Source organism: Faecalicatena contorta, from assembly GCF_003149105.1.
In the GTDB taxonomy this organism is placed as follows: domain Bacteria; phylum Bacillota; class Clostridia; order Lachnospirales; family Lachnospiraceae; genus Muricomes; species Muricomes contortus_C.
Window position 1 is genome coordinate 13,809 of the sequence record NZ_QGDS01000002.1, and the last position, 25,390, is coordinate 39,198.

Below are 25,390 nucleotides of genomic sequence, written 5' to 3' on the forward strand. Positions count from 1 at the left end.
TGTGGTAGAATAAACACATTATTTAAGAAGGAGCCTTTGATTATGCGAAAGAGAAAAAAGGAAAAAGAAAAAGTGCAGCGGAGAAGCGGAAAAGGATTCCGGACTATCTCCTCTAAGATTCTGACATTTATTGGTGGGACTATGCTCCTTTCATTTGTGATTCTGCTTTTGATTATCACCAGAATTACATCTGATTCTGTGACGAAGCTCAGAGACGATGAACTGGCTGCCCAGTCCGAGGCGGCGGCCAATGACATTAACAGTTACTTTGTACCCTATTTTGAGGCTGCAAGTGTCATTGCAAAAAATAGTGCAGTAGAGGCTCTTGTTACCGAAGCTACCGGGGATAAAAAAATGGCCCAGGTGTCCAGCCTTAAGCAGGTGGTTGATACTCTGTACAACATTCAGTCTACGGGCAGTGAATCTGTCATGTCCATTGTTGTTGCAGACGTTGACACCAGCCAGTTCGTAGCGAATGACGGGTCATTTTCTGCTGCAGACTGGATCATCACCAGCCGGCCATGGTTTCAGCAGCTTGAGGCAGCAGGAGAGCCAATCATGTCAGCACCTTATTTAGATGTTATCACGAATAAACAGGTAGTCGGTATTTCGGCTCCTATATTTCAGAAAGGCACCACACAAATCATTGGAGCTGTGAATATAGATTTGGCATTGGATGACCTTGGGAAGATGGCAAGTTCTTATAAGCTGGGAGAGACAGGGCGCTTTTTGCTGGCATCCGAAAATGGACAGATAATCTATCACCCAAATGCTGACCTTATCAATAAGAATGTTGAGGAGGCAGGCTTTTCTGAGAATCTCAAACAGGCATTGTTATCTGGCAAAACGGGAAACATTTCGTATAAGGTTGATGGAGAGCAGACTCATGGCTGTGTTTCAGCCGTTGGAACTACGGGGTGGACACTGACTACCGGTATGCCGGATAAAGAATACAATCAATCATACACTGCAGTTAGAAATACGACACTGATTATTTTTGTTATTGTATTTCTTATTGTAACGATTGTAGTTCTGCTTCTGTCAAGACAGATTGTAACACCGATTAAAAGGCTCACGGATACGGCAAATTTGATTGCAGATGGCGATTTGAATGTTACCGTAGATGTAAAGTCCGCAGATGAGACCGGACGTATGGGAGAATCACTGAACCGTACGGTTGTCCAGCTGCGCAGATACATAGCATACATAAAAGAGATTACAAGTACGCTGGAAAATATGGCTCAGGGAGATATGCGCATTCGTTTGCAGGAGGACTATGTGGGTGAGTTTGCGTCTATCCGGACAGCTTTTGGTGCTATTTCTGCTTCTTTAAATCATGCCCTGCATCTTATTAATGATACTGCAGAGCAGGTAAGTGTAGGGGCAGATCAGGTTTCAAATGGAGCACAGGCACTGGCAGCAGGCTCTTCCGAGCAGGCCGCATCTATTGAAGAGCTCAGCGCTTCTGTCACAACCATTGCGGAACAGGCTGAGGAGAATTCGGGGAACGTCAGAACTGCCACTGAATTTGTTGTAAAGACAAGTATGGATGTTGCTGCCGGAAATGAACATATGACACAGCTTACGGAAGCGATGAGTGAGATTGGTTCTGCTTCTGATGAAATTGCAAATATTACAAAGGTGATTGAGGATATTGCCTTCCAGACCAATATATTAGCTTTGAATGCAGCCATTGAGGCAGCACGTGCAGGAGATGCCGGAAAAGGTTTTGCTGTTGTTGCAGATGAGGTACGCAGTCTTGCTGCCAAGTCAGCTGAAGCTGCGAAACAAACAGCAGATTTGATTCATCATTCAGTGGTCACAGTATCAAAAGGTACTCAGATTACAACTGAAACAGCAAAAATATTACAGCAAGTGGAATTAAGTACTTTAAGAGTGACAGAGAGCTTTACAAAGATTGAAGCGGCATCAGAGGAACAGGCTACTGCAATCGAACAGGTAAAACTGGGACTGGCTCAAGTGTCTTCTGTGGTACAGACCAACGCGGCTACTGCGGAAGAAAACTCTGCAACGAGTGAGGAAATGTCGGCTCAGGCAACCACACTGCGCGAAGAAGTTGGAAAGTTTAAGTTGGAAGCAGCAAAAAGCGGCGATTTTTCAGTGATTTCCCATGAAAGTGAAGAGTCTGAAACAGAAGAATTCACATCAGATACCTCTTTTGATTTTGGTAAGTACTAGAAGGCTCATTTAACAGGATTTAAATAGAAACAAGTATAAATAGCAGGAGATGTTTAGAGATAAACACTTCCTGCTATTTTTATATAGTAGGAAACTGTATTCCCTGTTATTTATATATAAACTCTTTGTTCTTTTCATCTTGAAGAAGGAGAACTTGTCTTCTGGGGTCTTGGAATAACAGGAAAATAAAAGTTATAAAAAGTATTGACAGTAAAGAAGATTAGTGATAGTATACCTACTAATCCTATAGGAGAGATATGCTTTGGAAAAATGAATACGAAAAAATACAGGAGTGAGCTGGGATAGGGGTGTGTATGGATAAAACAGAAGAGCAAATTGTAAAGATAATTGATAATAACAGAAGCATGATTTTAGAATTTGCAAATGATATTTATCATCATGGAGAATTAGGGTACAAAGAGTTCAGGACGAGTGAAAAGTTCCGGAAGTTTATGAAGCCACGGACAGAGCGTATAGAAGACGATCTGGCTATTACCGGGATGAAGGCATATCTGAATTCGGAAAAAAGAGAAAACTTTTCTTTGGCCCTGATTGGGGAATTGGACGCGTTAAGGATTCCCAACCATGCCTGTGCGAATAAGGAAACTGAGGCGGCTCACTGTTGCGGACACCATGCACAGCTTGCTGGAGTCATAGGAGCAGCGATTGCACTTACCGAAAAGGGTATTTCAGAGAAATTAGATGGCCAAATTGTTTTTATGGCGGCTCCGGCAGAGGAATATGGAGAAGTGGAATTTAAGAAATCTCTGATGAACGAGGGGAAAATCGGTTATGGCGGCGGAAAATGTGAGTTAATCCGCATAGGTGCATTTGATGATATTGATGCCTGTCTTGTACATCATATCTCCATGGAGGGAATCTCTGCAGGAAGCGGAAGCGGCAATGGTTTTGTCTCAAAGGTCATCACAATAAAAGGAAAAGCAGCACATGCGGCGGCAGAAAAGGAAAAAGGAGTCAATGCATTATCGGCAGCTTCTCTGGGGCTTCAGGCACTTGCTTTTAACAGGGAGACGTTCCGTGACGAAGATTGTGTCAGAGTTCATCCCATTATGACAAAAGGCGGTAATCTGGTAAATGTAGTACCAGATGAGGCGGTGATTGAAACCTTGGTAAGAGGAAAAACAAAAGAAGCGTTTTCAGATGCCTCCATGAAGACTGACCGCTCCTTCAAGGCAGGGGCAATGGCAATGGGAGCTGGATATAGGATTGAGACAATGCCGGGATATCTTCCTTCTCTCCCGATGGCTATGCCGGAAGAGGTTGTAGAAGTGATGAGAGAAGCGGCAGCGCCAAAGAAAGTAAATACGGATGTGCTGGAGAAGCACATGGGCGGTTCCACAGATGTAGGTGACGTTCAGCATTTAATGCCGGTATTGACATTTAACACCGGCGGCGTGTCCGGGGGACTTCATCAGTCAGAGTTTGCGGTTTATGATGAAGAGGAAGCCTATATACTTACGGCAAAAATTTTCGCGCTTGGCGCATACCGTATGCTAAAGGACGGAGCAGAACTTGCTAAAAGGGTAAAAGACGGGTATCATCCGGTATTCCAATCAAAAGAAGAATACATAGAGTTTCTAAATAAGTTTTATTCGGTGGAGGAGAGTGAAATATGGGAAAAGAAAATTACAAAATAACCGGTACTGTTCCAAGAGAACTGATGGTTGATGAGATTCGAAAGGCCGCAAGACAGTTTGCGATGCTGTATTTCCATTTCTGTGATGTGCTTCAGAAACTTTATGGCTTGGAAAAGACAAAGGAAATTGTAAGACAGACAGTGTTTGAGCTGGGAGCCGACCGCTCTGACCAGTTAAGAGAGAAGGCTCATAAACTGGGAAAAGAGACTGAAACAGTAGAAGATTTTATGTCTGTGATAGACCTTCCATTATGTGGGTGGATTCCGGAGTGGGGAGCAGACCACTGTCCTTATGCGGAAACATGGAGAAAATATTACGATGAGTATCCATGGTTCAGAGAACTGGCACCGTACTATTGTGATGTTATAGACACCACAACCATTGAGAACTTTTCCCGGCATCTGTCCCACAAGCTTACACAGAATGTATTGATTGAGGGGGAAAGCTGTGAGAGGAATTATTTCGAAAGTGAAGAAGTAAAGAAAGGAAATTATACCTATGGCAGCAAAGAGTAAAGAATCCGCGGTATTACAGCCTGTGAGTAAATCAGGCACGGGAAAAGCCTCCAAGAAAAACATTACATATATTAATGTGCTGCAGGTCCTGACAGTAGCGGCACTGCTTGGATATATGGAGTATGCAGTAACATCTGGAAAAATCAACCGGATTTTTATGGCATCTCCGTCTAGTATTGTGGAAGAGGCATTTCATATTGCTGCAGATGGAACTCTCTGGCCTCATTTAATTCTTACTCTTCAGGAAGTGCTGGTAGGGTATGCACTGGCTGCGGGAGTTGGAATTATAGTAGGTTTGATTTGGACGATGTTCCCTAAGACTGAAGCTTACGGTAATGTGTTCTGTTCAGCAATTATGGCAATTCCTAAGACAGCAATTCTGCCCCTGCTTATTCTGTGGTTCGGAATTGGTTTTCAATCCAAAGTAGTGCTCATATTCCTTTTTTCTGTATTTCAGATTCTGTACAGTACCGTTACAGGAGCGAAACAGTGCAAGATAGAGTATTTAAAGGTAGCCAGGGTGTTTAATGCAACAAAAATGCAGACTGTGTTTAAAGTCATGATTCCGGCGGCGCTGCCATCTATGTTCAATGGATTGCGGCTGGCGGCGGCAACGGCCTTGACAGGAGTTGTATTTTCAGAAATGCAGTCGGCGAAGGCGGGGCTTGGATATCTTCTTTCCGAATCCCAGAATTTACTGAATACACCCAGAATGTTTTTTATCATCATATTAGTAACGCTGATTTCAGTATGCTTCGTTAAACTGATTGCAGCCATTGAATATGTGCTTTGCCACAAATGGAGCAGGGTATAGACGTAAAATAAAATCCAAGAAAATGAGAGGTATTGTATTATGAAAAGAAGGATTATATCTGTTTTAATTGCAGCAACGTTAACAATTTCGGCTTTGGCCGGATGCTCATCAGCAAAAGGCTCTGAATCAGCAAAAAAAACTGAAACCGGGGGAACATCCCAATCTTCAGCATCTGATTCTGAATCAGGAGATGACGATACTATTACAATACGTTCCTGCTTCGCTACAGGTATGACTGGTGCGGTCAATAATTTTGCGATTGAGAAGGGGCTTTACAAAGAGCTGGGTATTGAATTTGACAATATCCAGTGGAGCAGTAATGATGAGGTACTTTCCTTAATAACCAGAGGAGAGATTGATGTGGCCGACGGCGATCCAAGCGCTTACATCCCTGGCATTTATAACGGGGTATCTGGAAAACTGGTGGGGAACATGTGGAGATATTCCGGATGCTACTGGCTGGTTGCCAATAATGATATAAAAGATATCAGTGACTTGAAAGGAAAAACAGTCGGTACTGCTGCAGCAGCTGGCGGCATGAGACTTTCGGTTCTGAAGATGCTGGAAGAGAACGGGTTGAGTGAAGATGATGTGACGCTGGTAGCAAATGGTGTTTATCAGTCTGCATATGCCACATTAACATCTGGCGAGGTAGATGCAACTATAATCCATAACCCATACGCTGCACTTGCAGAGGCAGATGGAGTAGGTCATATCCTTGGCCGGGCGTGGGATTATATTCCAGATTACTATACAGGAACAATCATTGCATCAGATGATATCATTGAAAAGGACCCTGAAAAATTGCAGCGTTTCCTGACTGCTTACTATAAGGTACATGAAGAAGTGAAAAATGAGCGTTTAGATGAATTCATCTCCTGGGCAGCAACACAGATGAATACCCCTGAGGAAGTAATGAAAAAAGCTATTGAATCAGAAATCGACGTGTGGTTTGACTATCCGGTAATTCCAGAAGATAGAATCAGCAAGACCGTAGAGTATTTGAAGGATTACGGATGGCTTGACAAGGATGTAAAGGCAGAAGGAACCTATACAAATGAATTTTCACAGAAAGCTGCAGATGAGCTGGGTCTTACCAATCCGGAAAGTAAATAGCAGAAACGGAGGGAGCAAAGAAAAGATGCCGACCATAAAAATAAACAAACTGGATAAATATTATCCTGGTGAAAACGGAGAAACAACTCATGCGCTAAAAGACATTAACCTGGAGATTCAGGATGGAGAATTTGTTTGTATTGTAGGTCCCTCCGGCTGCGGAAAGAGTACATTGCTGGAGATTGTTGCCGGTCTTCTTGAGCATACAGACGGGGAAGTCCTGCTGGATGACATTCCTGTAAATGGAACCAGCCGGGATATCGGCGTTGTATTTCAGGATGCTTCCCTTTATCCGTGGAAAACAATTAAGAAAAACATTGCCTTTGGGATGGATATTTCGGGAGTTCCGAAAAAGGAGCAGGAAGAAAGAGTCGCAAAATACGTGAAGATGATGAACCTGAGCGGATTTGAAAATAAGTACCCATCACAGCTTTCCGGTGGGATGAGACAGAGAGCCGGAATTGCAAGGGCACTGGTGATGAACCCCAAAGTAATTCTTATGGATGAGCCTTTTAGCGCGGTGGACCATTTGACGAGATGTACTTTGCAGGAAGAATTAATCAGGATCAGACAGGAAGAAAAAAAGACAGTTTTGTTTGTAACACATGATATCAATGAGGCAGTGTATCTTGCGGACCGGGTGATTCTTTTAAGTCCAAGGCCCAGCACAGTACAGGAGGAATACGATATTTCTATTCCTCATCCGCGCAAGAGAAGCGATGAATATCTGGTACAGAAGGCTGCTAAAATTGTAGCGGCTATCAGCAGAGGAGCAGAGAAACAGGAAGCAGCAGAATATTATATCTAGGGCAACAATCATGCTGCTAAGTTCGAAAGAACACCCCAACAGGGTGAACTTTCTCGCTAAGCCAGCAGGTTGTGCTTTACAACTAGGTTCGGAAGAACCTCACCAAGTAAGTATAAGCAGGAGGGCGTGATATGTTTAGAGACACAAGTATGGATTATCTTGATAAAGAAGAGGTAAAACAGATATGGAACCGGAATATGCAGATTACAGATGAGGAATTTCTGAATATGGATGAAACAGAGTTCCGGGCCAGAGTACGGGAACGGAGCCATCATACTCTGGAGATTCAGATGTATCATGCGGCATATCGAAATAAGCAGCTCCGCCCTGAACAAGCGGATTATGCAAAGCATCTTCTGGATTTGTGGATAAAGCGGGGACTAAGTAAGGAATTTCCTGAATATCGTTATGTCAGCTTCTTAATTGAGTCGGCAGAACGTCTTGCCAAAGGAGAACCGGTGGATTTAGCCGCTTATGCACCGAAGCCTGTTACAAAAGAAATGGAAGAAGATTTCTTTACTATTTTAAAAGAAAGACGTTCAGTCAGAGAATTTAAAGACCAGGAAGTGCCGGATGAAATCATTGACAAAATCCTGGAAGCAGGGTTGTGGGCTGCTCACGGCTGTAACGTACAATCCATCAGATACATTGTGGTAAGGGAGAAAAACGAGCCTGGATTGTTTCGGGGCAGTGATGTTCCCGGAGGCCCGGTTCATCTGGTAATCTTGCAGGATATGCGGTGCTACCGTGCGAATTCATTTACACCTGTAAGAAACCAGCTTCTGGATGCAGGCGCGGCCGGTCAGAACATTGTGCTTGCCGCTCATGCTGCGGGGCTGGAAGGCGTATGGTTAACATTCCCAAATGAAGAGTTTTGTGACAGGTTAAAGAAAAAATTTGATTTGCCTGACTATATTAGACTGGTAACTTATGTAGATGTAGGCTATGGAGACCAGACTCCATACCCGCCTTTGCGCGCTGGTGTAGAAGATGCGGTAATCGGAAGATACTAGGATATTGTAAAAATATTCTGAAAATGAAGAGCAAAGGGGACAGTCCCTTTTCAAAAGGGACTGTCCCCCATGAAAAAATCAAAAAAATATAAAATATGGTTGACATATCAAAAGGATAGTAATATAATAATAGCAACATAAAACATACTAAACCTATATGAAAGGTAGGGAATGTAAAATGGCAAATATATTTAAGGGAACATTGGATTTAATCGGAAGGACTCCTTTGATGGAGGTAGTAAATTTAGAAAAGAGTTTAGAGCTGGAAGCAACTATACTGGTAAAACTAGAATACCTTAACCCGGCAGGAAGTGTCAAGGACAGAATTGCGAAAGCAATGATTGAAGATGCGGAGGAGAAGGGAATTTTAAAAGAAGGCTCTGTTATTATTGAGCCGACTTCCGGCAATACGGGAATTGGTCTTGCATCAATTGCCGCAGCGAAAGGTTATCGTGTTGTTTTGACTATGCCCGAGACAATGAGTATTGAAAGAAGAAATATACTTAAGGCTTACGGCGCAGAATTGGTACTGACAGAAGGGGCAAAAGGAATGAAGGGTGCTATCGCAAAAGCAGATGAGCTGGCGAAAGAGATTCCAAACAGCTTTATCCCCGGACAGTTTGTAAACCCTGCAAACCCTGCTATTCACAAGAGCACAACAGGACCGGAAATCTGGAATGATACAGATGGAAATGTGGACATTTTTGTTGCAGGAGTTGGTACGGGAGGTACTCTTACAGGGGTAGGTGAATACCTGAAGTCTAAGAATCCTGAAGTTAAGATTGTAGCAGTGGAACCTGCTGCTTCACCGGTTCTTTCAGAAGGCAAGGGGGGACCGCATAAAATCCAGGGAATCGGGGCAGGCTTTGTACCGGAAGTATTGAATACGGAAATTTATGATGAAATTCTGAAAGTAGAAAATGATGATGCATTTGCAGCAGCAAAATCTTTTGCAAAGCAGGAAGGTGTCCTGGTGGGGATTTCCTCAGGAGCGGCGCTGCAAGCAGCAATCGAATTGGCAAAACGCCCGGAGAACAAGGGAAAGACTATTGTGACATTGTTACCGGATACAGGAGATAGATATTATTCCACACCTTTGTTTGGGGAGTAGATGAGAAGAGGAGAAAAGATATGGGTGATAAAGTTACAAGAGAAAATAGGAAATTGAAATTTGAGACATTACAGCTTCACGTAGGGCAGGAGCAGCCGGATCCGGTAACGGATGCAAGAGCAGTTCCTATTTATCAGACCTCTTCCTATGTATTCCACAACAGTGAACATGCGGCGGCACGTTTTGGCCTTGCAGATGCGGGCAACATTTACGGACGCCTGACCAATCCCACAGAAGATATATTTGAAAGACGGATTGCAGCACTGGAGGGAGGCGTGGCAGCTCTTGCGGTTGCCTCCGGGGCGGCTGCGGTCACATATACAATTGAAAATCTGGCGCAGAATGGAGATCATATTGTATCTGCAAAGAATATTTACGGCGGTACTTATAACCTGCTGGCTCATACATTGCCCCAGTATGGAATCACAACGAGTTTCATAGATATTTTTGATGACCAGGCAGTAGAAGCGGCAATACAGGAGAACACAAAAGCAATATTTATAGAAACTTTGGGAAATCCAAATTCAGATGTAGTAGATATTGAAAAGATTGCAAAGATTGCACATGCACACAAGATTCCTCTTGTTATTGATAATACATTTGCAACACCGTACCTGGTGCGCCCTATTGAATTCGGCGCAGATATCGTAATACATTCCGCTACAAAGTTTATTGGAGGCCATGGAACAGCCATCGGCGGAGTGATTGTAGACAGCGGAAAATTTGACTGGGAAGCTTCCGGGAAATTCCTATCATTGACAGAGCCAAATCCCAGCTATCACGGAATCAGTTTTACAAAGGCAGTAGGACCTGCGGCTTTTGTGACAAAGATTCGGGCTATTCTGTTAAGAGATACAGGCGCAACAGTTTCCCCATTCCACTCTTTCTTGTTTTTACAGGGACTTGAGACTTTATCTCTCCGTGTAGAACGCCATGTGGAAAATGCCCTTAAGGTTGTGGAATACTTGAAAAATCACCCTGAGGTTGAAGAAGTACACCACCCGTCTGTAACAGAGGATGAAAGTCAAAAGGCATTATACGCTAAGTATTTCCCAAATGGCGGAGGCTCCATTTTTACATTTGAAATTAAGGGAGATGCAAAGAAGGCCCAGAACTTTATAGATCATTTGGAGCTGTTTTCTCTATTAGCAAACGTTGCCGATGTTAAGTCTTTAGTTATTCACCCGGCGACAACTACACACAGCCAGTGTACAGAAGAAGAGCTTCAGGATCAGGGAATCAAGCCAAATACCATCCGTCTGTCCATTGGTACAGAACATATTGATGATATTATAGAAGACTTGACAGAAGCGTTTAAAGCAGTACAATAATAAAAAAGGCTTCGAAGACATGTGGAGGTATTTATGAAGTTTTCAAAGAAAAGCAGGTATGGACTCAGGGCATTAATAGATTTATCTGTAAATTCCAAAAAGGACCATGTGGCATTAAGCAGTATTGCCGAGCGGAACGGCATTTCTCTCCAATACCTGGAACAGGCCTTTGCAAGCCTTAGAAGAGCAGAAATTGTAAAAAGTATCAAAGGGCCGCAGGGCGGATATCTGCTGAATGACAAGGCTGAAAATATCACGGTAGCTTCCATACTGCAGGCGCTGGACGGAAACTATCGGATTGAACCGGAAGAAAGTTTAGAAGATGGCAGTCAGCCGGAAATTATACAGACAATTCAGAAAGTAATCATTGACAAAGTGAATGAAGAACTGGATGAAATATTAAAAAATATAACACTGGAAGATTTGGAAAAAGAATATCTGGCTTACAGTGGATATGAGCAGGACATGTATTATATATAAGAAGAAAAACGGGGACACTTAGGTATTCCCGTTTTTACTGAATATTCTGACAAAGGAGAGCAAAGGGGACAGTCCCTTTTCAAAAGGGACTGTCCCCCTTTGAACAGGAGGTAAAGAAGATGGGGTATGATATAGAGACACGATGTATTCATGGAGGTGGGGGAAATCAGGAGAAGCACCCGTTTGGGGCAGTTGCTGTGCCGATTTTTCAGACGGCGACATTTTCACACCCGGGAATCGGAGATTCTACAGGATACGATTATACAAGGGAGAGTAATCCCACCAGAGCAGAGCTGGAGGAAATGGTTTCATCACTGGAGGGCGCGGTGGATACAGTAGCGTGTTCTACTGGAATGGCGGCAATTGGTTTGTGTCTGGAGTTGTTTGATGCAGGTGACCATATTATTTGCTCAGAGGATTTGTACGGCGGTTCCGTGCGTATGTTCCAGACAATAGGTGAACGGAGAGGGATTGAGTTTTCCTATATTAATACATCCGATGTAGAACTTGTTGAACAGACTATCCGGGAGAATACAAAGGCATTGTATATTGAGACGCCCAGTAATCCGACGATGCAGATTACGGATTTGTCAGAGATGAAGCGTCTGGCTGACCAGCATCATCTTCTTTTTATAGTAGATAATACATTTTTGACGCCATATCTTCAAAATCCCCTGTTATTGGGAGCAGATCTTGTTGTCCACAGCGGAACAAAATTCCTTGAGGGACATAACGATACCCTGGCTGGCTTTTTGAGTACAAGCAGAGAAGACCTGGCGGAAAAGATACGGTATTTGTTTAAGACCATCGGCTGCTGTCTGTCACCTTTTGACAGCTTTCTCTTGATAAGAGGGATAAAAACTCTGTCTGTCAGGCTGGAGAAGCAGCAAAAGAGTGCAGCGCAGATTGCAGAATGGCTGAAACAGCAGGAAAAGGTAAAACAAGTATATTATGTAGGACTTCCTGAACATCCTGGATATGAAACGAATTGCAGACAAGCCAGGGGGGCAGGCAGTATGATTTCTTTTCAGACGGACAGTGAGGAGACTGCCAGAACCATATTGGAGAAGGTAAAGCTGATTACCTATGCGGAGAGCCTGGGTGGAGTGGAGTCTCTGATTACTTATCCCATGCTTCAAACTCACGGCGATGTTCCAGTTGCCCTTCGTGAGAAACTGGGAATTACCAGTGACTTTCTGAGATTTTCCGCAGGAATTGAGAATGCGGAAGACTTGATTGCCGATTTGGCTCAGGCACTGGAATAGAGAGAGAGGTTAGCAGCGAAAGAGAGAGGAGACTGGAAACTAGCTATGAAGTTTGATTTTGATATAATAGAAGACCGCTACGGAACAAATTGTCTGAAGTACGATTTTGCCCTGGAAAGGGGAAAGAGTAAAGATATTCTGCCGCTATGGGTAGCAGATATGGATTTTAAGACAGCACCTGCCATTCTTGCAAGGCTGGAGCAGGTGGTAAAGCATGGAATATTTGGATATAGCGAAGGAAAGGAAGATTACTTTTTAGCTGTTTCCAGGTGGTATAAAGAACATTTTGGGTGGGAAGTCAGACCAAACTGGCTGGTTAAAACCCCAGGCGTGGTGTTTGCGATTGCAGCAGCTATCCGTGCGTTTACCCAGGAGGGTGACGGGGTCCTGATCCAGAAGCCCGTATATTACCCGTTCAGTGAAGTTATCTGCGATAATGGCAGAGTGCTGGTGAATAATCCTCTGAAATTATCAGAGGGGCATTATGAGATTGACTTCCAGGACTTTGAAGATAAAATCAAGGCAAATAGAGTAAAATTATTTCTGCTCTGCAGCCCCCACAATCCTGTAGGGCGTGTCTGGAAAGAATGGGAACTAAGAAAACTTGGGGATATCTGTGTAAAATACGGTGTCATTGTGGTTAGTGATGAAATTCATAGTGATTTTACATATCCAGGGCACTCCCATCATGTATTTGCAGCCTTATCCCCGGGATATGCAGATATAACGGTTACATGTACGGCACCCAGCAAAACGTTTAATCTTGCAGGACTTCAGATATCCAATATCTTTATTTCGAATTCAGATATTCGCAGGAAGTTTAAAAAAGAGGTTGCAGCCCAGGGGTATAGTCAGGTAAACTTAATGGGACTGATGGCATGCCAGGCCGCTTATGAAGAAGGCTGGGAATGGCTGAGCCAGCTCAAGGAATATCTATCCGGAAACCTGGACTTTGTAAAAGACTTCCTGAAAGAGCGTCTTCCGGAAATCACTTTAATAGAGCCGGAAGGGACATATCTCATATGGCTGGACTTCCGGAAACTGAATCTGCCGGAAGAAGAGCTGGAAGAGTTGATTGTAAAGAAGGCCAACCTGTGGCTGGACAGCGGTGCGATATTTGGAAAAGTCGGAGAAGGTTTTGAGCGTATAAATATTGCCTGCCCGAGAAAAACATTGCAGCAGGCACTTGTTCAGTTAGAGGATGCAGTTCATCAGATATAATATGTCATGATTTTACGGCGGAATGGAGATCGTTAAAATGAGCGGAAAAGAAGAAATGAAACAGCGGATTGCAGAGTTAAAGAAGGAAAAAGATGCGGTAATCCTTGCACATTATTATGTGGATGGAGATGTGCAGGAAGTTGCCGATTATGTAGGTGATTCCTACTATCTTGCCGAAAAGGCTGTCACAGTACCTGCGGGTACAATTATTTTCTGTGGCGTTTCATTTATGGGAGAAAGTGCAAAAATATTAAGTCCCCAAAAGAGAGTCATTATGGCTGACCGGAAGGCAGACTGCCCGATGGCCCACATGGTTGATATTGAGCGTATTCATGAGGTGCGGGAGCAATACCCGGATGCGGCAGTTGTCTGTTATGTAAATTCTACAGCAGAAATAAAAGCCGAATCCGATGTCTGTGTTACTTCATCTAATGCAATACGTATTGTAAAGAAACTGCCAAATAAAGATATATTTTTTATACCCGATAATAATCTCGGCCGTTATACCGCAAAGCAGCTGCCGGAGAAAAACTTTATCTTTCACGATGGTTTTTGCCATGTTCACACAAGTATACACAGAGAAGAAGTGCTCCGGGCAAAAGAAATATACCCCCAGGCCCTGATTCTGGCACACCCGGAATGCACGGAGGAAGTGCTGGAACTGGCAGACTTTATTGGCAGCACGTCACAGATTTTAGATTATGCCACAAAGTCAGAAGAGAAAGTATTTCTTATCTGTACAGAGATGGGCATTTTCTATGAACTTCAGCAGAAAAACCCGGATAAAAAATTCTATTCCGTAGGACACCGGCAATTTTGCCCCAATATGAAGCGTATCAAATTGGAGAGCGTCTTATCTGCATTGGAGAGCACAGTGCCGGAAGTAGAGCTTGCTGGAACAATGATCCAGAAAGCAAAGCTCCCCTTGGAGCGAATGCTACAGTTAGCGGCAGAGTAGAAAGCATTCGGATGTTTATCTCATAATTCTTTTTAGAAGTTTAATATGGTCTTTAAATGGTGGATATCGAAGCGGGATGTCCACCATATTTGATTTTTTAATGATACTTTTCTGATGTGAAAATGTGAGGAAACTGTTGATGCCGTGATACTGTCCCATGCCGCTGTCCCCTACGCCGCCGAAGGGAAGGTTTGGATTCGCCAGGTGAATAATAGTATCATTGATGCAGCCCCCTCCAAAGGAGACGGTTTTCATTACAGCAAATTCATGCTCTCTTTTTGTGGTAAAAAGATAAAGAGCCAGTGGTTTTGGGCGGGCATTTATCATGGAAAAGGCTTCCTCTAAATGAGTGAATTCCAGCACAGGGAGCAGCGGGCCGAAAATTTCTTCCTGCATGACGGCACTTTCCCATGTCACATGCTCCAGTATTGTAGGGGCGATTTGCAGGCTCCTTTCATTATACCGGCCTCCCTCAGCCACGTATCCGCTGGGCAGAAGTCCAATCAGACGTTCAAAATGTTTTGGATTAATGATTTTAGGATATTCCGGATTCGTTTCCGGTGTATCACCATAGAACATGCGGATATATTTTTTCATAGCGCAAATCAGTTTTTCTTTTACTGTGCGGTGCACAAGCAAATAATCAGGAGCCACACAAGTCTGGCCTGAATTTAAAAACTTTCCCCACACAATTCTCTTTGCCGCACGGTCGATGTCAGCCGTGTCATCTACAATACACGGACTCTTTCCTCCCAGCTCCAAAGTAACCGGAGTCAGGTGCCTTGCGGCAGATTCCATAACAAGTTTTCCCACAGAAACACTTCCGGTAAAAAAGATGTAATCAAAACGTTCTTCTAATAAGGCATGATTTACAGTTCTGCCTCCCCGGACAACAGAGATGTAGTCTTCGGGAAAGCTCTCTTTTATAATTTTCTCAATGATTTCAGATGTATATAAGGAATATTCGGAAGGCTTCACAATGGAACAGTTTCCGGCAGCAATGGAGCCAACCAAAGGTGCCATGGCAAGCTGGAACGGATAATTCCAGGGAGACATAATCAGTACAGAGCCATAAGGCTCACTGTAGAGATAACTGGAGGATGGAAAATGAGTCACCGGAGTTCTCTTTCGCTTGGGCCGGGACCATTTCGTAAGATGTTTCAAGGTATATTTGATTTCTTCAAGGACAATTCCCACTTCTGTTTCGTAGGCCTCAAAAGCAGATTTGTTTAAATCAAGCTTCAAGGCGTGCAGGATTTCCTCCTCATGCTTTATAATAGACTCCCTTAGAAGACGAAGCCGGGCGGTGCGAAAAGCGATTTCTTTCGTTTCTCCGCCTGCAAAAAAACTGCGCTGTGCCTGAAGTGTTTTTTTAACATCATACATGGATATGCCCCCTGAAAATGTAGATTTTAATTGAGATTGTAACCGATTTTTTAGATTATAACATAAAAGAGAAGAATTTACGAGATATGCACCAGGTATGAGGATTACAGTATTGTATTGACAGCTCCGTGGAGATATAATAAGACAAGAAAGAAAATCTTGGAGGGTAAAAGATGAAAGCAGCGGTTTTTTACGAAAAAGGAAAGATTCTCGTAGAGGATCATGAATGCCGTCACCCAAAAGCAGATGAAGTGCTGATACGGGTAAAGGCAGCGGGGGTATGCGGGACGGACATGCACATTTATGGAGGTGCAAAAGGAGCTTCTGAATGCTACCCGCCGGTAATATTAGGACATGAGTTTGCAGGTATTGTTGCAGAAGTAGGTGAGAATGTAAAAAAGGTGAAGGTTGGCGACCATGTAACGGTTGATCCAAGTATTATGTGCAATAATTGCTGGGAATGTCAAATCGGAACACCTCATTTTTGCGAAGGGTATTCTGCAACAGGGGTTACATATGATGGAGGATTTGCAGAGTACTGTACGGTTCTGGAAAAACAGGTATACCGTTTGAAGGAGGATATTCCATTTGAAGAGGCTGCTATGTGTGAACCGGTGGGCTGTTGCCTGCATGGAATTGACCGGGCGCATATTAAAGCCGGTGATGTAGTTTTGATTATCGGCGGTGGTACAATTGGGCTGATTATGATGCAGCTTGCCAAAATTTCAGGGGCGTCTGTCGTAATAGTATCAGAGCCGATGGAAGCAAAAAGAAAAATGGCATTGGAGTTGGGGGCTGACTATGTTGTAAACCCTATGGAAGAAGATTTATTTGAGGTTCTGAAGCTGAATCAAATTCGGAAGGTTAACGTTTCCATTGAATGTGTAGGGAGGGCAGAAACCATGAAAGATGCCGTCAAATATGCAGGTCAAGGTGCTCGCATTGTATTCTTTGGGGTTTCGGACCCAGATTGTGAAATTCCAATTAAACCTTATGAAATTTTTCAGAGGGAACTGACGATTACGGCTTCATATGTAAATCCATTTACCCATGGAAGAGCAGTGGAGTTAATAAATAACCGTAAGTTAAAATTAAAGGAACTGATATCAGATATCATTCCGCTGGATGAGATTGAAACGGCTTTTGAAATTGGCGGGAAAAACGGAAAGATGATGATTATTCCATAAGAAAAAGGCGGAAATGAAAAATAAATTAGAAATAAAACAAATGTTTTCGGATAGGAGTGCAAAATGAATATTGCTTTAATCCACGGACAAGGACATAAGGGCATTACCTGCACGATGTCACATGCTGTATTGAAATACTTAATGAAGGAGGATGCTCAGCTGAAAGAGTTCTTTCTCCCCAAGGATGGGCCGGCATTTTGTGTGGGCTGTAACCTGTGTTTTGTGAAAGGTGAAAACAATTGTCCGGAAGCCGAAAAAGTACAGCCAATAGCCCTGGCAATGGAATGGGCAGATATTATTATACTGGATACGCCAAACTATGTTATGGATATGAGTGGTGCAATGAAGAACCTCCTCGACCATCTGGCATACCGCTGGGTAACTCACAGGCCTCACGGAAGTATGTTTTCTAAGGTAGGGATTGTTGTATCATCTTCCGCCGGAGCACCTCCAAATGGAATTTTAAAATCCTTAGCTAAAAAATTAAAATGGATGTGTGTTCCAAAAGTATACCGTTTCCCCTTAATCTCCCAAGCTATGGGGGTGAAAGACCTGTCTCCTGCTAAAAAGGGAGAAATAGAAAAGAAGGCAAGGCGGATTGCCCAAAAAGCGAGTAAAGCATCCCGGCATCCCAGGACGACACTTCGTGCTAAACTTTTGTTCCAGTTATTCAGGAAAATGCAAAAAGGAGAAGCGTCTGCATGGAATCCCGTAGATCAAAACTGGTGGAAAGAGCAGGGATGGCTGGATAAAACCTTGCCCTGGAAGGGATAAGATAGAGAAACGGCAGCAGGGATGCAGCCACAGTATAGTTAGAACCCGATGGCCTGCCTTACTGCCTGGATATCTCCGGTGAATACGATACCGTCCATACCCAGCTTCTGCCCGGCGTTTACATTCTCCGCCTTGTCATCAAGGAAGAAACAGTTCTTGGGATTAAGCTGGTATTTGTCAAATAGATAGCGGTAGATATCAGGCTCCGGTTTCATCATCTGAGGGTATCCCGAAAATACGATGCCGTCAAATTCCCTGGTAATCTCATAACAGTCTATGTGCTCTGCAAAAAATATGGAAGCGTTTGAAAGAATATAAAGAGAAAATCCCTGTTCTTTCAGTTCTCTGATAAAATCCCATGTCTTCTGTAGTGGAGACAGGTACCGGCACCATTCAAGAGAAATCTGCCGGAGGAAGGGATGCAGGCGTTTGGGAAGCAGAGAAGCTGCCTGTTCCATGTATTCACCATAATCAATTGTGCCCCGGTCTAATTCCTCCCAGTTATGAAAAATAGCGCCTTTCATAAGGGAAAAGTCCTCCGGGGCGGGGCAGAACCTTCCGATAACCTGCTGCGCATCAAATTTTACAAGTACATTTCCAAAATCAAAAATAATGTTTTGGTATTTCATTTGTATAGATTCCCTTCTTAGTATTTCTTTCATTTTACTACAAATTTTTGAACCTGTACATTACATGAATGGAGAAATAAGGATAGGAGAAATTGGCCTTTGGTATTGCTTTTTAATATGGGTTTTAAAAGCCCTTTTTTTATAAACATATCTATAGTTATAGCTACCATATCAGGGAGGGGGACACAAGACATTGAATACAGGATTCATAAAAAAGGTCGAATTGAAAAAAACGAGTACCTTTAAAAACGAATATTATAATAGTATACCTGTAATTAAGAACTTTTCGGATTTGGAATTTAATTATCCGATTACCTTTTTTGTGGGAGAAAATGGTTCTGGAAAATCAACTCTTTTAGAGGCAATAGCAATTGCATATGGTTTCAATCCTGAAGGGGGCAGCCTGAATTTCAGTTTTCAAACAAAGAATACGCATTCTAGTCTATCAGATTTTATTTTATTAACAAAAGGTATGAGAGCTAAGGATGGATATTTTTTGAGAGCCGAAAGCTTTTATAATACTTCTAGTTACATTGAAGATATATATGGAGATGATCCAATCAAATTAATCCGATCGTATGGTGGAAATTTGCATGAGTGTTCACATGGTGAAAGTTTTATGTCCTTGATTCAGCACCGTTTTAGAGGAAATGGTTTTTATATTTTGGATGAGCCAGAAGCAGCATTATCACCGCAAAGACAATTATCGCTAATATTAAGAATAAATGAACTTGTTAATGATAATTCACAATTTTTAATTGCAACACATTCACCTATTTTATTGGGGATGGATAATGCTCAGATTTTTACTTTTGACAAACAAAAATTGGAAACGATTGCTTATGAAGAGACAGACAGTTTCACTATAACTAAGCTGTTTTTAGAAAACAGGAAAGAATTACTTAGAAGATTAAATGAAAAATAGAGGCATATGAAAGTCACATCCTGTGCTAACGCGCAGGGTGGTTTTGAATTTTATATAAAAGTATCAGTTTGAAACTTATTAGTGAAAAGCTCAAAATATATTGATATAATCTGAATAAGAAGATAAATGATGAAGGAGAAGTTCTGTATGAACAAGTTGGAGAAAAGCTGGGTACTTTACGATGTGGGTAATTCGGCGTTTATTATGCTGGTGTCTACAATTATACCGATTTATTTTAAAAATATCGCATCAGCCGATGAAATCAGCAACGCTGTATCAACCGCATACTGGGGGTATGCTACCAGCATTGCAACAATCATCATAGCCATTCTGGGTCCGATACTTGGCCCTGTAGGCGATTTGCGTGGATATAAGAAAAGACTGTTTCTTACTTTCATGTCTATAGGGATTATAGGATGTCTGGGTCTTGCTCTGCCCATCGGCTGGCTTGCCTTTCTCATCATTTTCGTTATCGCTAAATCAGGATTTTCCGGAAGCCTGATTTTTTATGACGCGATGCTGCCGGATATTACGGATGAGAAACGTGCGGATATCATAAGCACGCACGGTTATGCCTGGGGTTATATCGGCAGTTGTATACCGTTTGTAGTCTGTCTGGGATTAATCCTTACCGCTGATGTAACAGGAATCGGCGTAACTACTGCTACTATGCTATCTTTTATTGTAACTGCTCTGTGGTGGTTTTTTTGTGCTCTTCCGATTCTTCATGGATATCGTCAGATATATGCTGTGGAAAGTGGAGGCCGCCCAATACATGAAAGTTTATCACGTTTATGGCATACTGTTACCCATGTTCGTGAAAACAAAGAAATCTTCTCGTTTCTGTTTGCCTTTTTTCTCTATATTGATGGCGTGTATACGATTATAACAATGGCGACATCTTACGGAAAAGATGTAGGTATTTCTGACAATAATCTGCTGCTGGCGCTGCTGCTCACCCAGGTGATAGCTTTTCCATGTGCCATACTGTTTGCGAGATTGAGTAAAAAGATTAAAACAGAAAGATTGATTTCTCTGTCTATTTTAGGATATTTTGCAATCGCTTTATTTGCTGTTCAATTGGATCAAGCATGGGAATTTTGGCTGCTTGCTGTGGGGGTAGCTGTATTTCAGGGAGGTATACAGGCACTTTCACGTTCCTATTTTGCGCGCATTATTCCGAAAGAAAATGCCAATGAGTTTTTTGGTATATTTGATGTATTTGGAAAAGGAGCTGCCTTTTTTGGTACGCTTCTGGTAAGTGTCGTTACGCAGGTGACAGGTCATTCCCGTTACGGAGTATTGGGAATCGCGCTGCTGTTTGCCGCGGGATTGTTAGCCTTTAGCTGCCACACCCGGACATCGAGAAGACAAAGGATATAAAGATTTATACTGATTAGAGAGGATGTTCAAAATTAAAAGACAGTATAACTAGGGAGGAATATGCACTCCGTATATTATGGGGCTGAGAGCCCAAAGCTGGAATTATAAAGTACAGGGAAGGGAAATGCATTATGGAAAAACAGAGAAAAGCCTATGCAGGTGTTGTTGAATATTTCAGAAAAAAAATTATGACAGGAGAACTTCGGCAAGGAGAGAAGCTGCCGCCGGAAAGAGAGATTGCAGATACCCTTGGGGTAAGCAGACATTCAGTCCGTGAGGCCATACGCATTATGGACATGACAGGGGTAATATCTTCCCAGCAAGGCTCAGGAAATTACATTACCTGTGAATTTCAAAAAAGTATAACGGAGACTATGGCTATGATGTTTGCTATGGATCAGATTGACTACAGACAGATTAGCCAGGTCCGATATTCGTTGGAGATGCTGGCATTTTCCCTGGCCCTGGGAAAGGCAGATGAGACAAAAATCCGCAGGATGGAGGAGTATGTTAATAAGCTGGATAAGAGCGCAGACGATAAAGTCAATGCAGAGCTGGATAAAAGGATACATTATACTCTTGCTGAGGCATCTGGAAATATATTGCTTTTTGATATTCTGGAAGCATGTTCGGGGGTAATTGATAACTTCATCAAGGATATGCGCTATGAGATTCTGCGTACGGAGAAACGGAAGGGAATGTTGAATGAATGTCACAGGCAGCTTGTGGCGGCAATGCGGGAAGAGGATGAGGAAAAGGGGCTGGAAGCCCTGAAAAGGCACTTCGACATGATAAATCAAATATTAGATAAGAAAATGTAATGGTGAAATTATACAAATGAATGTGAAAAAATAGACATAATTGTGAAAAAATAAATAAAGATGTGAAAAAATAAACAAATATTGACATTGAAATATAATCATTCTATACTAAATACATAAATAATTGGTAGAACCAATTGAAAAGTAACTTCAGCAGGCCGGTGGCTGAAGTTATATTTTTGATGCAATTGGTCCAACCAATTCTATAAAAATTTATAGCGGGTATGGAGGGATTTTATATGGAAATCATAGGATTTGTGCTGGCACTTGTGCCGATATTGTGGCTGATGCTGGCATTAAGTATTCTGAAGAAGCCGGCATATAAGGCATGTCCTGCAGCATTGGCAATTGCAGTTATTTTGGCTCTGCTGTATTGGAGGATGCCGGTTTTAGACTGTGTGACAGGAGGTATAGAAGGTGTTGCATTGGCAGTCTGGCCAATTAGCCTGGTAATTATTGCAGCGGTATTTACGTATAATTTGTGCATTGCAACTGGAAGTATGGACGTTATCAAACAGATTCTAACGGGAGTATCAAAGGATAAGAGGATTCTGCTGTTAATTATAGGCTGGGGGTTTGGTGGTTTTCTGGAGGGAATGGCAGGATTTGGAACAGCAGTAGCCATTCCTGCAAGCATGCTGTGCGGACTGGGTTTTTTCCCGATACTGGCAACAGCAGCTTGTTTAGTTGCCAATGCCACCCCGACTGCTTTTGGGTCTGTAGGTATTCCAACAGTTACCCTCGCTCAGATTACCGGGCTTTCCAGTGAAGCTGTGACATGGAATACTGCGATTCAGCTTATGCCTTTGGTTTTGATTACACCGTTTATCATGGTAATCATTGTGGGAAAGTCGGTGAAAGCATTGAAAGATATCTGGCCTGTCGTTCTGGCATCGGGAGTATCTTTTGCGGTGACGGAGCTTTTGGCTGCCAGATTCCTGGGAGCAGAGCTGCCGGTTATTATTGGTTCTATCTGTTCCATGATAGTGACTATCGTCATAGCGAAGAAGTGGTATAAAAAGGCGGACCCGGAATATGAGATCGATGCAGAAAATCATGAGAGCGGACGCCGCATTACAGTCACAGAAGCAGGAAAAGCATGGATGCCCTTTATTTTAATCTTTGCTTTTCTGCTCCTTACATCAAAAATGATACCGTCTCTGCACGATGTGCTTGCATCTGTAAAGACAGGAGTTGTTATCTACTCAGGAGCAGGTGCTGAGCCTTATACCTTCACATGGCTTGCAACGCCGGGAGTACTGATACTGGCCGCAGCAGTCATCGGAGGAAAAATACAGGGAGCAGGATTTAAACAAATGTGGAAAGTTCTGCTGGATACAATAAAGCAGATGTGGAAAACAATTCTAACAATTGTTTCAATTATGGCTATGGCAAAGATTATGAGTTACAGCGGAATGATTGCTGCTATCGCTGGAATGCTGGTTGCGGTTACCGGAAGCTTCTACCCGATTGTGGCGCCTTTTGTAGGAGCAATCGGAACATTTATAACAGGAAGCGGAACTTCTGCCAATGTATTGTTCGGAAGCCTGCAGGCAGAGACGGCAGCTAGTCTGGGAATCAGCCAGGCCTGGCTTGCGGCATCCAATACGGTGGGAGCGACTATTGGAAAAATGATTTCTCCTCAGAGTATTGCCATCGGAGCTGCTGCTACGAATCTGATGGGAAGTGAAAGTAAAATATTGAACACGGTAATAAAGTACTGTGCATTGTTTATTATAATTGCAGGCTGTGTTGCCTTTGCAGGCAATTTGCTGATATAAGAAAGGAAGGTAAGATGTATGAAAATTTTTGTTTGTATTAAACAGGTACCCGAGAGTAATAAGGTGGAAGTGGATCCGGTGACAGGCGTACTCAAGAGAGACGGAGCGGCATCAAAGATGAACCCTTATGACCTATATAATCTGGAGACTGCGCTGCGTATCCGTGAAGAGGTGGGAGGAAGTATACATGTAATTACCATGGGACCGCCACAGGCAGAGCAAGTGATACGAGAAGCATTTGCAATGGGGGCAGATGAAGGCACACTTCTATCAGACAGAAGATTCGGTGGTGCGGATGTCCTGGCCACCAGCTATACCCTGGCACAGGGAATCAAATCCTGCGGAGATTTTGATTTAATTCTCTGCGGAAAACAGACAACGGACGGAGACACGGCCCAGGTAGGACCGGAAATATCAGAATGGCTGAATATCCCCAGTGTGGCAGATGTAGTACAGATATGTAAAATTGAAAAGGATGGAATTACAGTCAACATGGATCTTCCGGGAGAAGTGGAAGTGGCAAAAGTACAGTTTCCTTGTCTGCTGGCTGTGAATAAGGATATTTTTCAGCCAAGGCTTCCCTCTTATGTAAAAAAGATAGAGACAAAAGAGCGCAGGATCCAGGTGCTTTCTCTGGATGACATGACAGATAAAGATGAGACACATTATGGATTAAATGGATCACCTACACAGGTACAAAAGATATTTCCACCGGAGGCTAACGACAAAAAAGAAGTATGGGAAGGCAGCAGCGAAGTACTGGCAGAAAAGCTGTTTGACAAGATTGTAGAAATGAAATTTGCATAGGAGGCTAAGATTATGGCAAAGTTAATCGTACATCAGGAAAAGATTACAGATAATCAGAAATTAATAGAGGTGTGCCCTTTCGGGGCCATGGAAGAAAAAGAAGGTAAAGTGACAATCAATGCAGCCTGTAAAATGTGCCGGCTCTGTGTAAAGAAAGGACCTCAGGGTGCAGTAGAGTATGTGGAGGATGAAGTCAGAGAAGAGATAAATAAGGATGAGTGGAAGGGGATTGCTGTCTATGTGGACCATGTGGACGGTGTCATTCACCCGGTTACCTACGAACTTCTTGGAAAAGCCAGAGAATTGGCAGCGGTGACAGGGCATCCAGTGTATGCTCTTTTTATGGGAAAGAATATATCAGAAAGGAGCAGGGAGCTTCAGCACTATGGGGCAGACAAAATTTTTGTCTATGACGAGCCGGAGCTGGACCGTTTCAAGATAGAGCCTTATACAGCAGTTTTTGAAGATTTTATTAATCGTATAAAACCATCCTCCGTGTTGGTTGGTGCAACTACAGTGGGACGCCAGCTTGCACCCAGAGTTGCGGCCAGAATGAGAACCGGGCTGACGGCAGACTGCACAGTTCTTCAGATGAATGAGAACACAGATTTGTCCCAGATAAGACCGGCATTCGGGGGAAATATTATGGCACATATCAAAACGCCCCATCACCGTCCACAGATGGCTACAGTCAGGTATAAGATTATGAATGCACCGAAACGTATGGAGCATAAGTCGGGGGAGATCGTGAATTGTACGATTGACCGGGAAAAATTAAAGGCAAATGTGGAGGTTCTGGATATTGTTCTGAAAGAAAAAGAAAAATTTATAGAGAACTCAGATGTACTGGTTGTAGCAGGCCGTGGAGTGAAAAAACAGGAAGATTTGGATATGCTTCACCGGCTGGCAGAGCTTTTGGGCGGGCAGCTTGCGTGCACAAGACCCATGGTGGAAGCCGGATGGATGGATGCCAAGTATCAGATTGGCCTGAGCGGGCGGACGGTACGGCCAAAGCTCATTATCACCTGCGGGGTGTCAGGCTCAGTGCAGTTTGCTGCCGGTATGAATCATTCGGAAAATATATTTGCCATTAATAAAGATGGGAAAGCACCTATTTTCAAGACGGCCCATTATTGCATGGTGGGGGACCTTTACGAAGTGATTCCACAGCTTATTAAAAAGGTGGAAGAGAAGAAAGGAGCATAATT

General features: G+C 43.0%; 23 protein-coding genes. 21 read left to right on the forward strand and 2 right to left on the reverse strand.

Annotated elements, in window-relative coordinates; translation table 11 throughout:
• Positions 1 to 42 precede the first annotated feature (42 nt).
• The 13 genes from A8805_RS03440 to nadA all read left to right on the forward strand — a co-directional run bounded on the left by A8805_RS03440 (position 43) and on the right by nadA (position 14,489).
• Complete coding sequence (locus A8805_RS03440; protein WP_181392726.1) at positions 43 to 2,199, forward strand: methyl-accepting chemotaxis protein; 2,157 nt, start codon at positions 43 to 45, stop codon at positions 2,197 to 2,199.
• A gap of 314 nt (positions 2,200 to 2,513) precedes the next feature.
• The gene (locus tag A8805_RS03445; protein WP_109708831.1) at positions 2,514 to 3,857 is read left to right on the forward strand and encodes an amidohydrolase; all 1,344 of its coding nucleotides are present in this window, start codon (positions 2,514 to 2,516) and stop codon (positions 3,855 to 3,857) included.
• Positions 3,833 to 4,372 (forward strand): L-2-amino-thiazoline-4-carboxylic acid hydrolase, encoded by a 540-nt coding sequence (locus A8805_RS03450; protein ID WP_109708832.1) that lies wholly within the window; start codon positions 3,833 to 3,835, stop codon positions 4,370 to 4,372. Before A8805_RS03445 ends, A8805_RS03450 begins: the two co-directional genes overlap by 25 nt.
• A complete protein-coding gene (locus A8805_RS03455) occupies positions 4,356 to 5,186 on the forward strand; it encodes an ABC transporter permease (protein ID WP_109708833.1) in 831 nt (276 codons plus the stop codon). The genes A8805_RS03450 and A8805_RS03455 overlap by 17 nt, the downstream gene beginning before the upstream one ends.
• Positions 5,187 to 5,225: 39 nt before the next feature.
• Positions 5,226 to 6,302, forward strand: coding sequence for an ABC transporter substrate-binding protein (locus tag A8805_RS03460; protein WP_109708834.1), 1,077 nt, complete (start codon positions 5,226 to 5,228; stop codon positions 6,300 to 6,302).
• On the forward strand, positions 6,244 to 7,110 hold the full coding sequence (locus A8805_RS03465; RefSeq protein WP_207657672.1) for an ABC transporter ATP-binding protein: 867 nt from the start codon (positions 6,244 to 6,246) through the stop codon (positions 7,108 to 7,110). The genes A8805_RS03460 and A8805_RS03465 overlap by 59 nt, the downstream gene beginning before the upstream one ends.
• Before the next feature lie 131 nt (positions 7,111 to 7,241).
• On the forward strand, positions 7,242 to 8,123 hold the full coding sequence (locus A8805_RS03470; protein WP_109708835.1) for a nitroreductase family protein: 882 nt from the start codon (positions 7,242 to 7,244) through the stop codon (positions 8,121 to 8,123).
• A 178-nt stretch (positions 8,124 to 8,301) separates the two neighbouring features.
• Complete coding sequence (gene cysK / locus A8805_RS03475) at positions 8,302 to 9,234, forward strand: cysteine synthase A (protein ID WP_109708836.1); 933 nt, start codon at positions 8,302 to 8,304, stop codon at positions 9,232 to 9,234.
• Between the two features lie 20 nt (positions 9,235 to 9,254).
• Positions 9,255 to 10,565: an O-acetylhomoserine aminocarboxypropyltransferase/cysteine synthase family protein gene (locus A8805_RS03480; RefSeq protein ID WP_109708837.1), complete on the forward strand. Its 1,311-nt coding sequence runs from the start codon at positions 9,255 to 9,257 to the stop codon at positions 10,563 to 10,565.
• 33 nt (positions 10,566 to 10,598) lie between these two features.
• Positions 10,599 to 11,045 carry an RrF2 family transcriptional regulator gene (locus A8805_RS03485; protein ID WP_109708838.1) on the forward strand — a complete coding sequence of 149 codons (447 nt, stop codon included), beginning with the start codon at positions 10,599 to 10,601 and terminating at the stop codon, positions 11,043 to 11,045.
• Between the two features lie 119 nt (positions 11,046 to 11,164).
• The gene (locus A8805_RS03490) at positions 11,165 to 12,310 is read left to right on the forward strand and encodes a trans-sulfuration enzyme family protein (protein WP_109708839.1); all 1,146 of its coding nucleotides are present in this window, start codon (positions 11,165 to 11,167) and stop codon (positions 12,308 to 12,310) included.
• 45 nt (positions 12,311 to 12,355) lie between these two features.
• The gene (locus tag A8805_RS03495) at positions 12,356 to 13,531 is read left to right on the forward strand and encodes a MalY/PatB family protein (RefSeq protein WP_109708840.1); all 1,176 of its coding nucleotides are present in this window, start codon (positions 12,356 to 12,358) and stop codon (positions 13,529 to 13,531) included.
• 37 nt (positions 13,532 to 13,568) lie between these two features.
• Entirely contained in the window at positions 13,569 to 14,489 is a 921-nt protein-coding gene (gene nadA / locus A8805_RS03500) for a quinolinate synthase NadA (protein WP_109708841.1), read from the forward strand.
• A gap of 15 nt (positions 14,490 to 14,504) precedes the next feature.
• On the opposite strand, the gene A8805_RS03505 is transcribed toward nadA, so the two are convergent.
• Positions 14,505 to 15,875 (reverse strand): aldehyde dehydrogenase, encoded by a 1,371-nt coding sequence (locus A8805_RS03505; RefSeq protein WP_109708842.1) that lies wholly within the window; start codon positions 15,873 to 15,875, stop codon positions 14,505 to 14,507.
• Positions 15,876 to 16,048: 173 nt separating this feature from the next.
• Here A8805_RS03505 and A8805_RS03510 point away from each other — a divergent pair, with 173 nt between their 5' ends.
• Both A8805_RS03510 and A8805_RS03515 read left to right on the forward strand, forming a co-directional pair.
• Complete coding sequence (locus A8805_RS03510) at positions 16,049 to 17,062, forward strand: zinc-dependent alcohol dehydrogenase family protein (protein WP_109708843.1); 1,014 nt, start codon at positions 16,049 to 16,051, stop codon at positions 17,060 to 17,062.
• Between the two features lie 63 nt (positions 17,063 to 17,125).
• Positions 17,126 to 17,836 carry a flavodoxin family protein gene (locus A8805_RS03515; protein ID WP_109708844.1) on the forward strand — a complete coding sequence of 237 codons (711 nt, stop codon included), beginning with the start codon at positions 17,126 to 17,128 and terminating at the stop codon, positions 17,834 to 17,836.
• Positions 17,837 to 17,874: 38 nt separating this feature from the next.
• Here the strand turns inward: A8805_RS03515 and A8805_RS03520 are convergent, their stop codons facing one another.
• Positions 17,875 to 18,465 carry an HAD family hydrolase gene (locus A8805_RS03520; RefSeq protein WP_109708845.1) on the reverse strand — a complete coding sequence of 197 codons (591 nt, stop codon included), beginning with the start codon at positions 18,463 to 18,465 and terminating at the stop codon, positions 17,875 to 17,877.
• Between the two features lie 193 nt (positions 18,466 to 18,658).
• Here A8805_RS03520 and A8805_RS03525 point away from each other — a divergent pair, with 193 nt between their 5' ends.
• The 6 genes from A8805_RS03525 to A8805_RS03550 all read left to right on the forward strand — a co-directional run bounded on the left by A8805_RS03525 (position 18,659) and on the right by A8805_RS03550 (position 25,388).
• A complete protein-coding gene (locus A8805_RS03525) occupies positions 18,659 to 19,390 on the forward strand; it encodes an AAA family ATPase (protein WP_109708846.1) in 732 nt (243 codons plus the stop codon).
• 147 nt (positions 19,391 to 19,537) lie between these two features.
• Complete coding sequence (locus A8805_RS03530) at positions 19,538 to 20,773, forward strand: MFS transporter (RefSeq protein ID WP_109708847.1); 1,236 nt, start codon at positions 19,538 to 19,540, stop codon at positions 20,771 to 20,773.
• A gap of 131 nt (positions 20,774 to 20,904) precedes the next feature.
• Entirely contained in the window at positions 20,905 to 21,594 is a 690-nt protein-coding gene (locus A8805_RS03535) for a FadR/GntR family transcriptional regulator (RefSeq protein ID WP_109708848.1), read from the forward strand.
• Between the two features lie 239 nt (positions 21,595 to 21,833).
• Positions 21,834 to 23,375: an L-lactate permease gene (locus A8805_RS03540; protein WP_109708849.1), complete on the forward strand. Its 1,542-nt coding sequence runs from the start codon at positions 21,834 to 21,836 to the stop codon at positions 23,373 to 23,375.
• Positions 23,376 to 23,393: 18 nt separating this feature from the next.
• The gene (locus A8805_RS03545; RefSeq protein ID WP_109708850.1) at positions 23,394 to 24,182 is read left to right on the forward strand and encodes an electron transfer flavoprotein subunit beta/FixA family protein; all 789 of its coding nucleotides are present in this window, start codon (positions 23,394 to 23,396) and stop codon (positions 24,180 to 24,182) included.
• Positions 24,183 to 24,194: 12 nt separating this feature from the next.
• A complete protein-coding gene (locus A8805_RS03550; protein ID WP_109708851.1) occupies positions 24,195 to 25,388 on the forward strand; it encodes an electron transfer flavoprotein subunit alpha in 1,194 nt (397 codons plus the stop codon).
• The last annotated feature ends 2 nt before the right edge of the window (positions 25,389 to 25,390 follow it).

What these genes read in the sequence shown, in the direction of transcription:
- A8805_RS03490 (WP_109708839.1), top strand. Translation starts at nt 11,165, where the DNA reads ATGGGGTATGATATAGAGACACGATGTATTCATGGAGGTGGGGGAAAT.
- A8805_RS03485 (WP_109708838.1), top strand. Translation starts at nt 10,599, where the DNA reads ATGAAGTTTTCAAAGAAAAGCAGGTATGGACTCAGGGCATTAATAGAT.
- A8805_RS03450 (WP_109708832.1), top strand. Translation starts at nt 3,833, where the DNA reads ATGGGAAAAGAAAATTACAAAATAACCGGTACTGTTCCAAGAGAACTG.
- A8805_RS03520 (WP_109708845.1), bottom strand. Translation starts at nt 18,465, where the DNA reads ATGAAATACCAAAACATTATTTTTGATTTTGGAAATGTACTTGTAAAA.
- A8805_RS03445 (WP_109708831.1), top strand. Translation starts at nt 2,514, where the DNA reads ATGGATAAAACAGAAGAGCAAATTGTAAAGATAATTGATAATAACAGA.
- A8805_RS03455 (WP_109708833.1), top strand. Translation starts at nt 4,356, where the DNA reads ATGGCAGCAAAGAGTAAAGAATCCGCGGTATTACAGCCTGTGAGTAAA.
- nadA (WP_109708841.1), top strand. Translation starts at nt 13,569, where the DNA reads ATGAGCGGAAAAGAAGAAATGAAACAGCGGATTGCAGAGTTAAAGAAG.
- A8805_RS03440 (WP_181392726.1), top strand. Translation starts at nt 43, where the DNA reads ATGCGAAAGAGAAAAAAGGAAAAAGAAAAAGTGCAGCGGAGAAGCGGA.
- A8805_RS03535 (WP_109708848.1), top strand. Translation starts at nt 20,905, where the DNA reads ATGGAAAAACAGAGAAAAGCCTATGCAGGTGTTGTTGAATATTTCAGA.
- A8805_RS03470 (WP_109708835.1), top strand. Translation starts at nt 7,242, where the DNA reads ATGTTTAGAGACACAAGTATGGATTATCTTGATAAAGAAGAGGTAAAA.
- A8805_RS03505 (WP_109708842.1), bottom strand. Translation starts at nt 15,875, where the DNA reads ATGTATGATGTTAAAAAAACACTTCAGGCACAGCGCAGTTTTTTTGCA.
- A8805_RS03540 (WP_109708849.1), top strand. Translation starts at nt 21,834, where the DNA reads ATGGAAATCATAGGATTTGTGCTGGCACTTGTGCCGATATTGTGGCTG.
- A8805_RS03515 (WP_109708844.1), top strand. Translation starts at nt 17,126, where the DNA reads ATGAATATTGCTTTAATCCACGGACAAGGACATAAGGGCATTACCTGC.
- A8805_RS03530 (WP_109708847.1), top strand. Translation starts at nt 19,538, where the DNA reads ATGAACAAGTTGGAGAAAAGCTGGGTACTTTACGATGTGGGTAATTCG.
- A8805_RS03480 (WP_109708837.1), top strand. Translation starts at nt 9,255, where the DNA reads ATGGGTGATAAAGTTACAAGAGAAAATAGGAAATTGAAATTTGAGACA.
- A8805_RS03460 (WP_109708834.1), top strand. Translation starts at nt 5,226, where the DNA reads ATGAAAAGAAGGATTATATCTGTTTTAATTGCAGCAACGTTAACAATT.
- A8805_RS03550 (WP_109708851.1), top strand. Translation starts at nt 24,195, where the DNA reads ATGGCAAAGTTAATCGTACATCAGGAAAAGATTACAGATAATCAGAAA.
- cysK (WP_109708836.1), top strand. Translation starts at nt 8,302, where the DNA reads ATGGCAAATATATTTAAGGGAACATTGGATTTAATCGGAAGGACTCCT.
- A8805_RS03510 (WP_109708843.1), top strand. Translation starts at nt 16,049, where the DNA reads ATGAAAGCAGCGGTTTTTTACGAAAAAGGAAAGATTCTCGTAGAGGAT.
- A8805_RS03465 (WP_207657672.1), top strand. Translation starts at nt 6,244, where the DNA reads ATGAATTTTCACAGAAAGCTGCAGATGAGCTGGGTCTTACCAATCCGG.
- A8805_RS03545 (WP_109708850.1), top strand. Translation starts at nt 23,394, where the DNA reads ATGAAAATTTTTGTTTGTATTAAACAGGTACCCGAGAGTAATAAGGTG.
- A8805_RS03495 (WP_109708840.1), top strand. Translation starts at nt 12,356, where the DNA reads ATGAAGTTTGATTTTGATATAATAGAAGACCGCTACGGAACAAATTGT.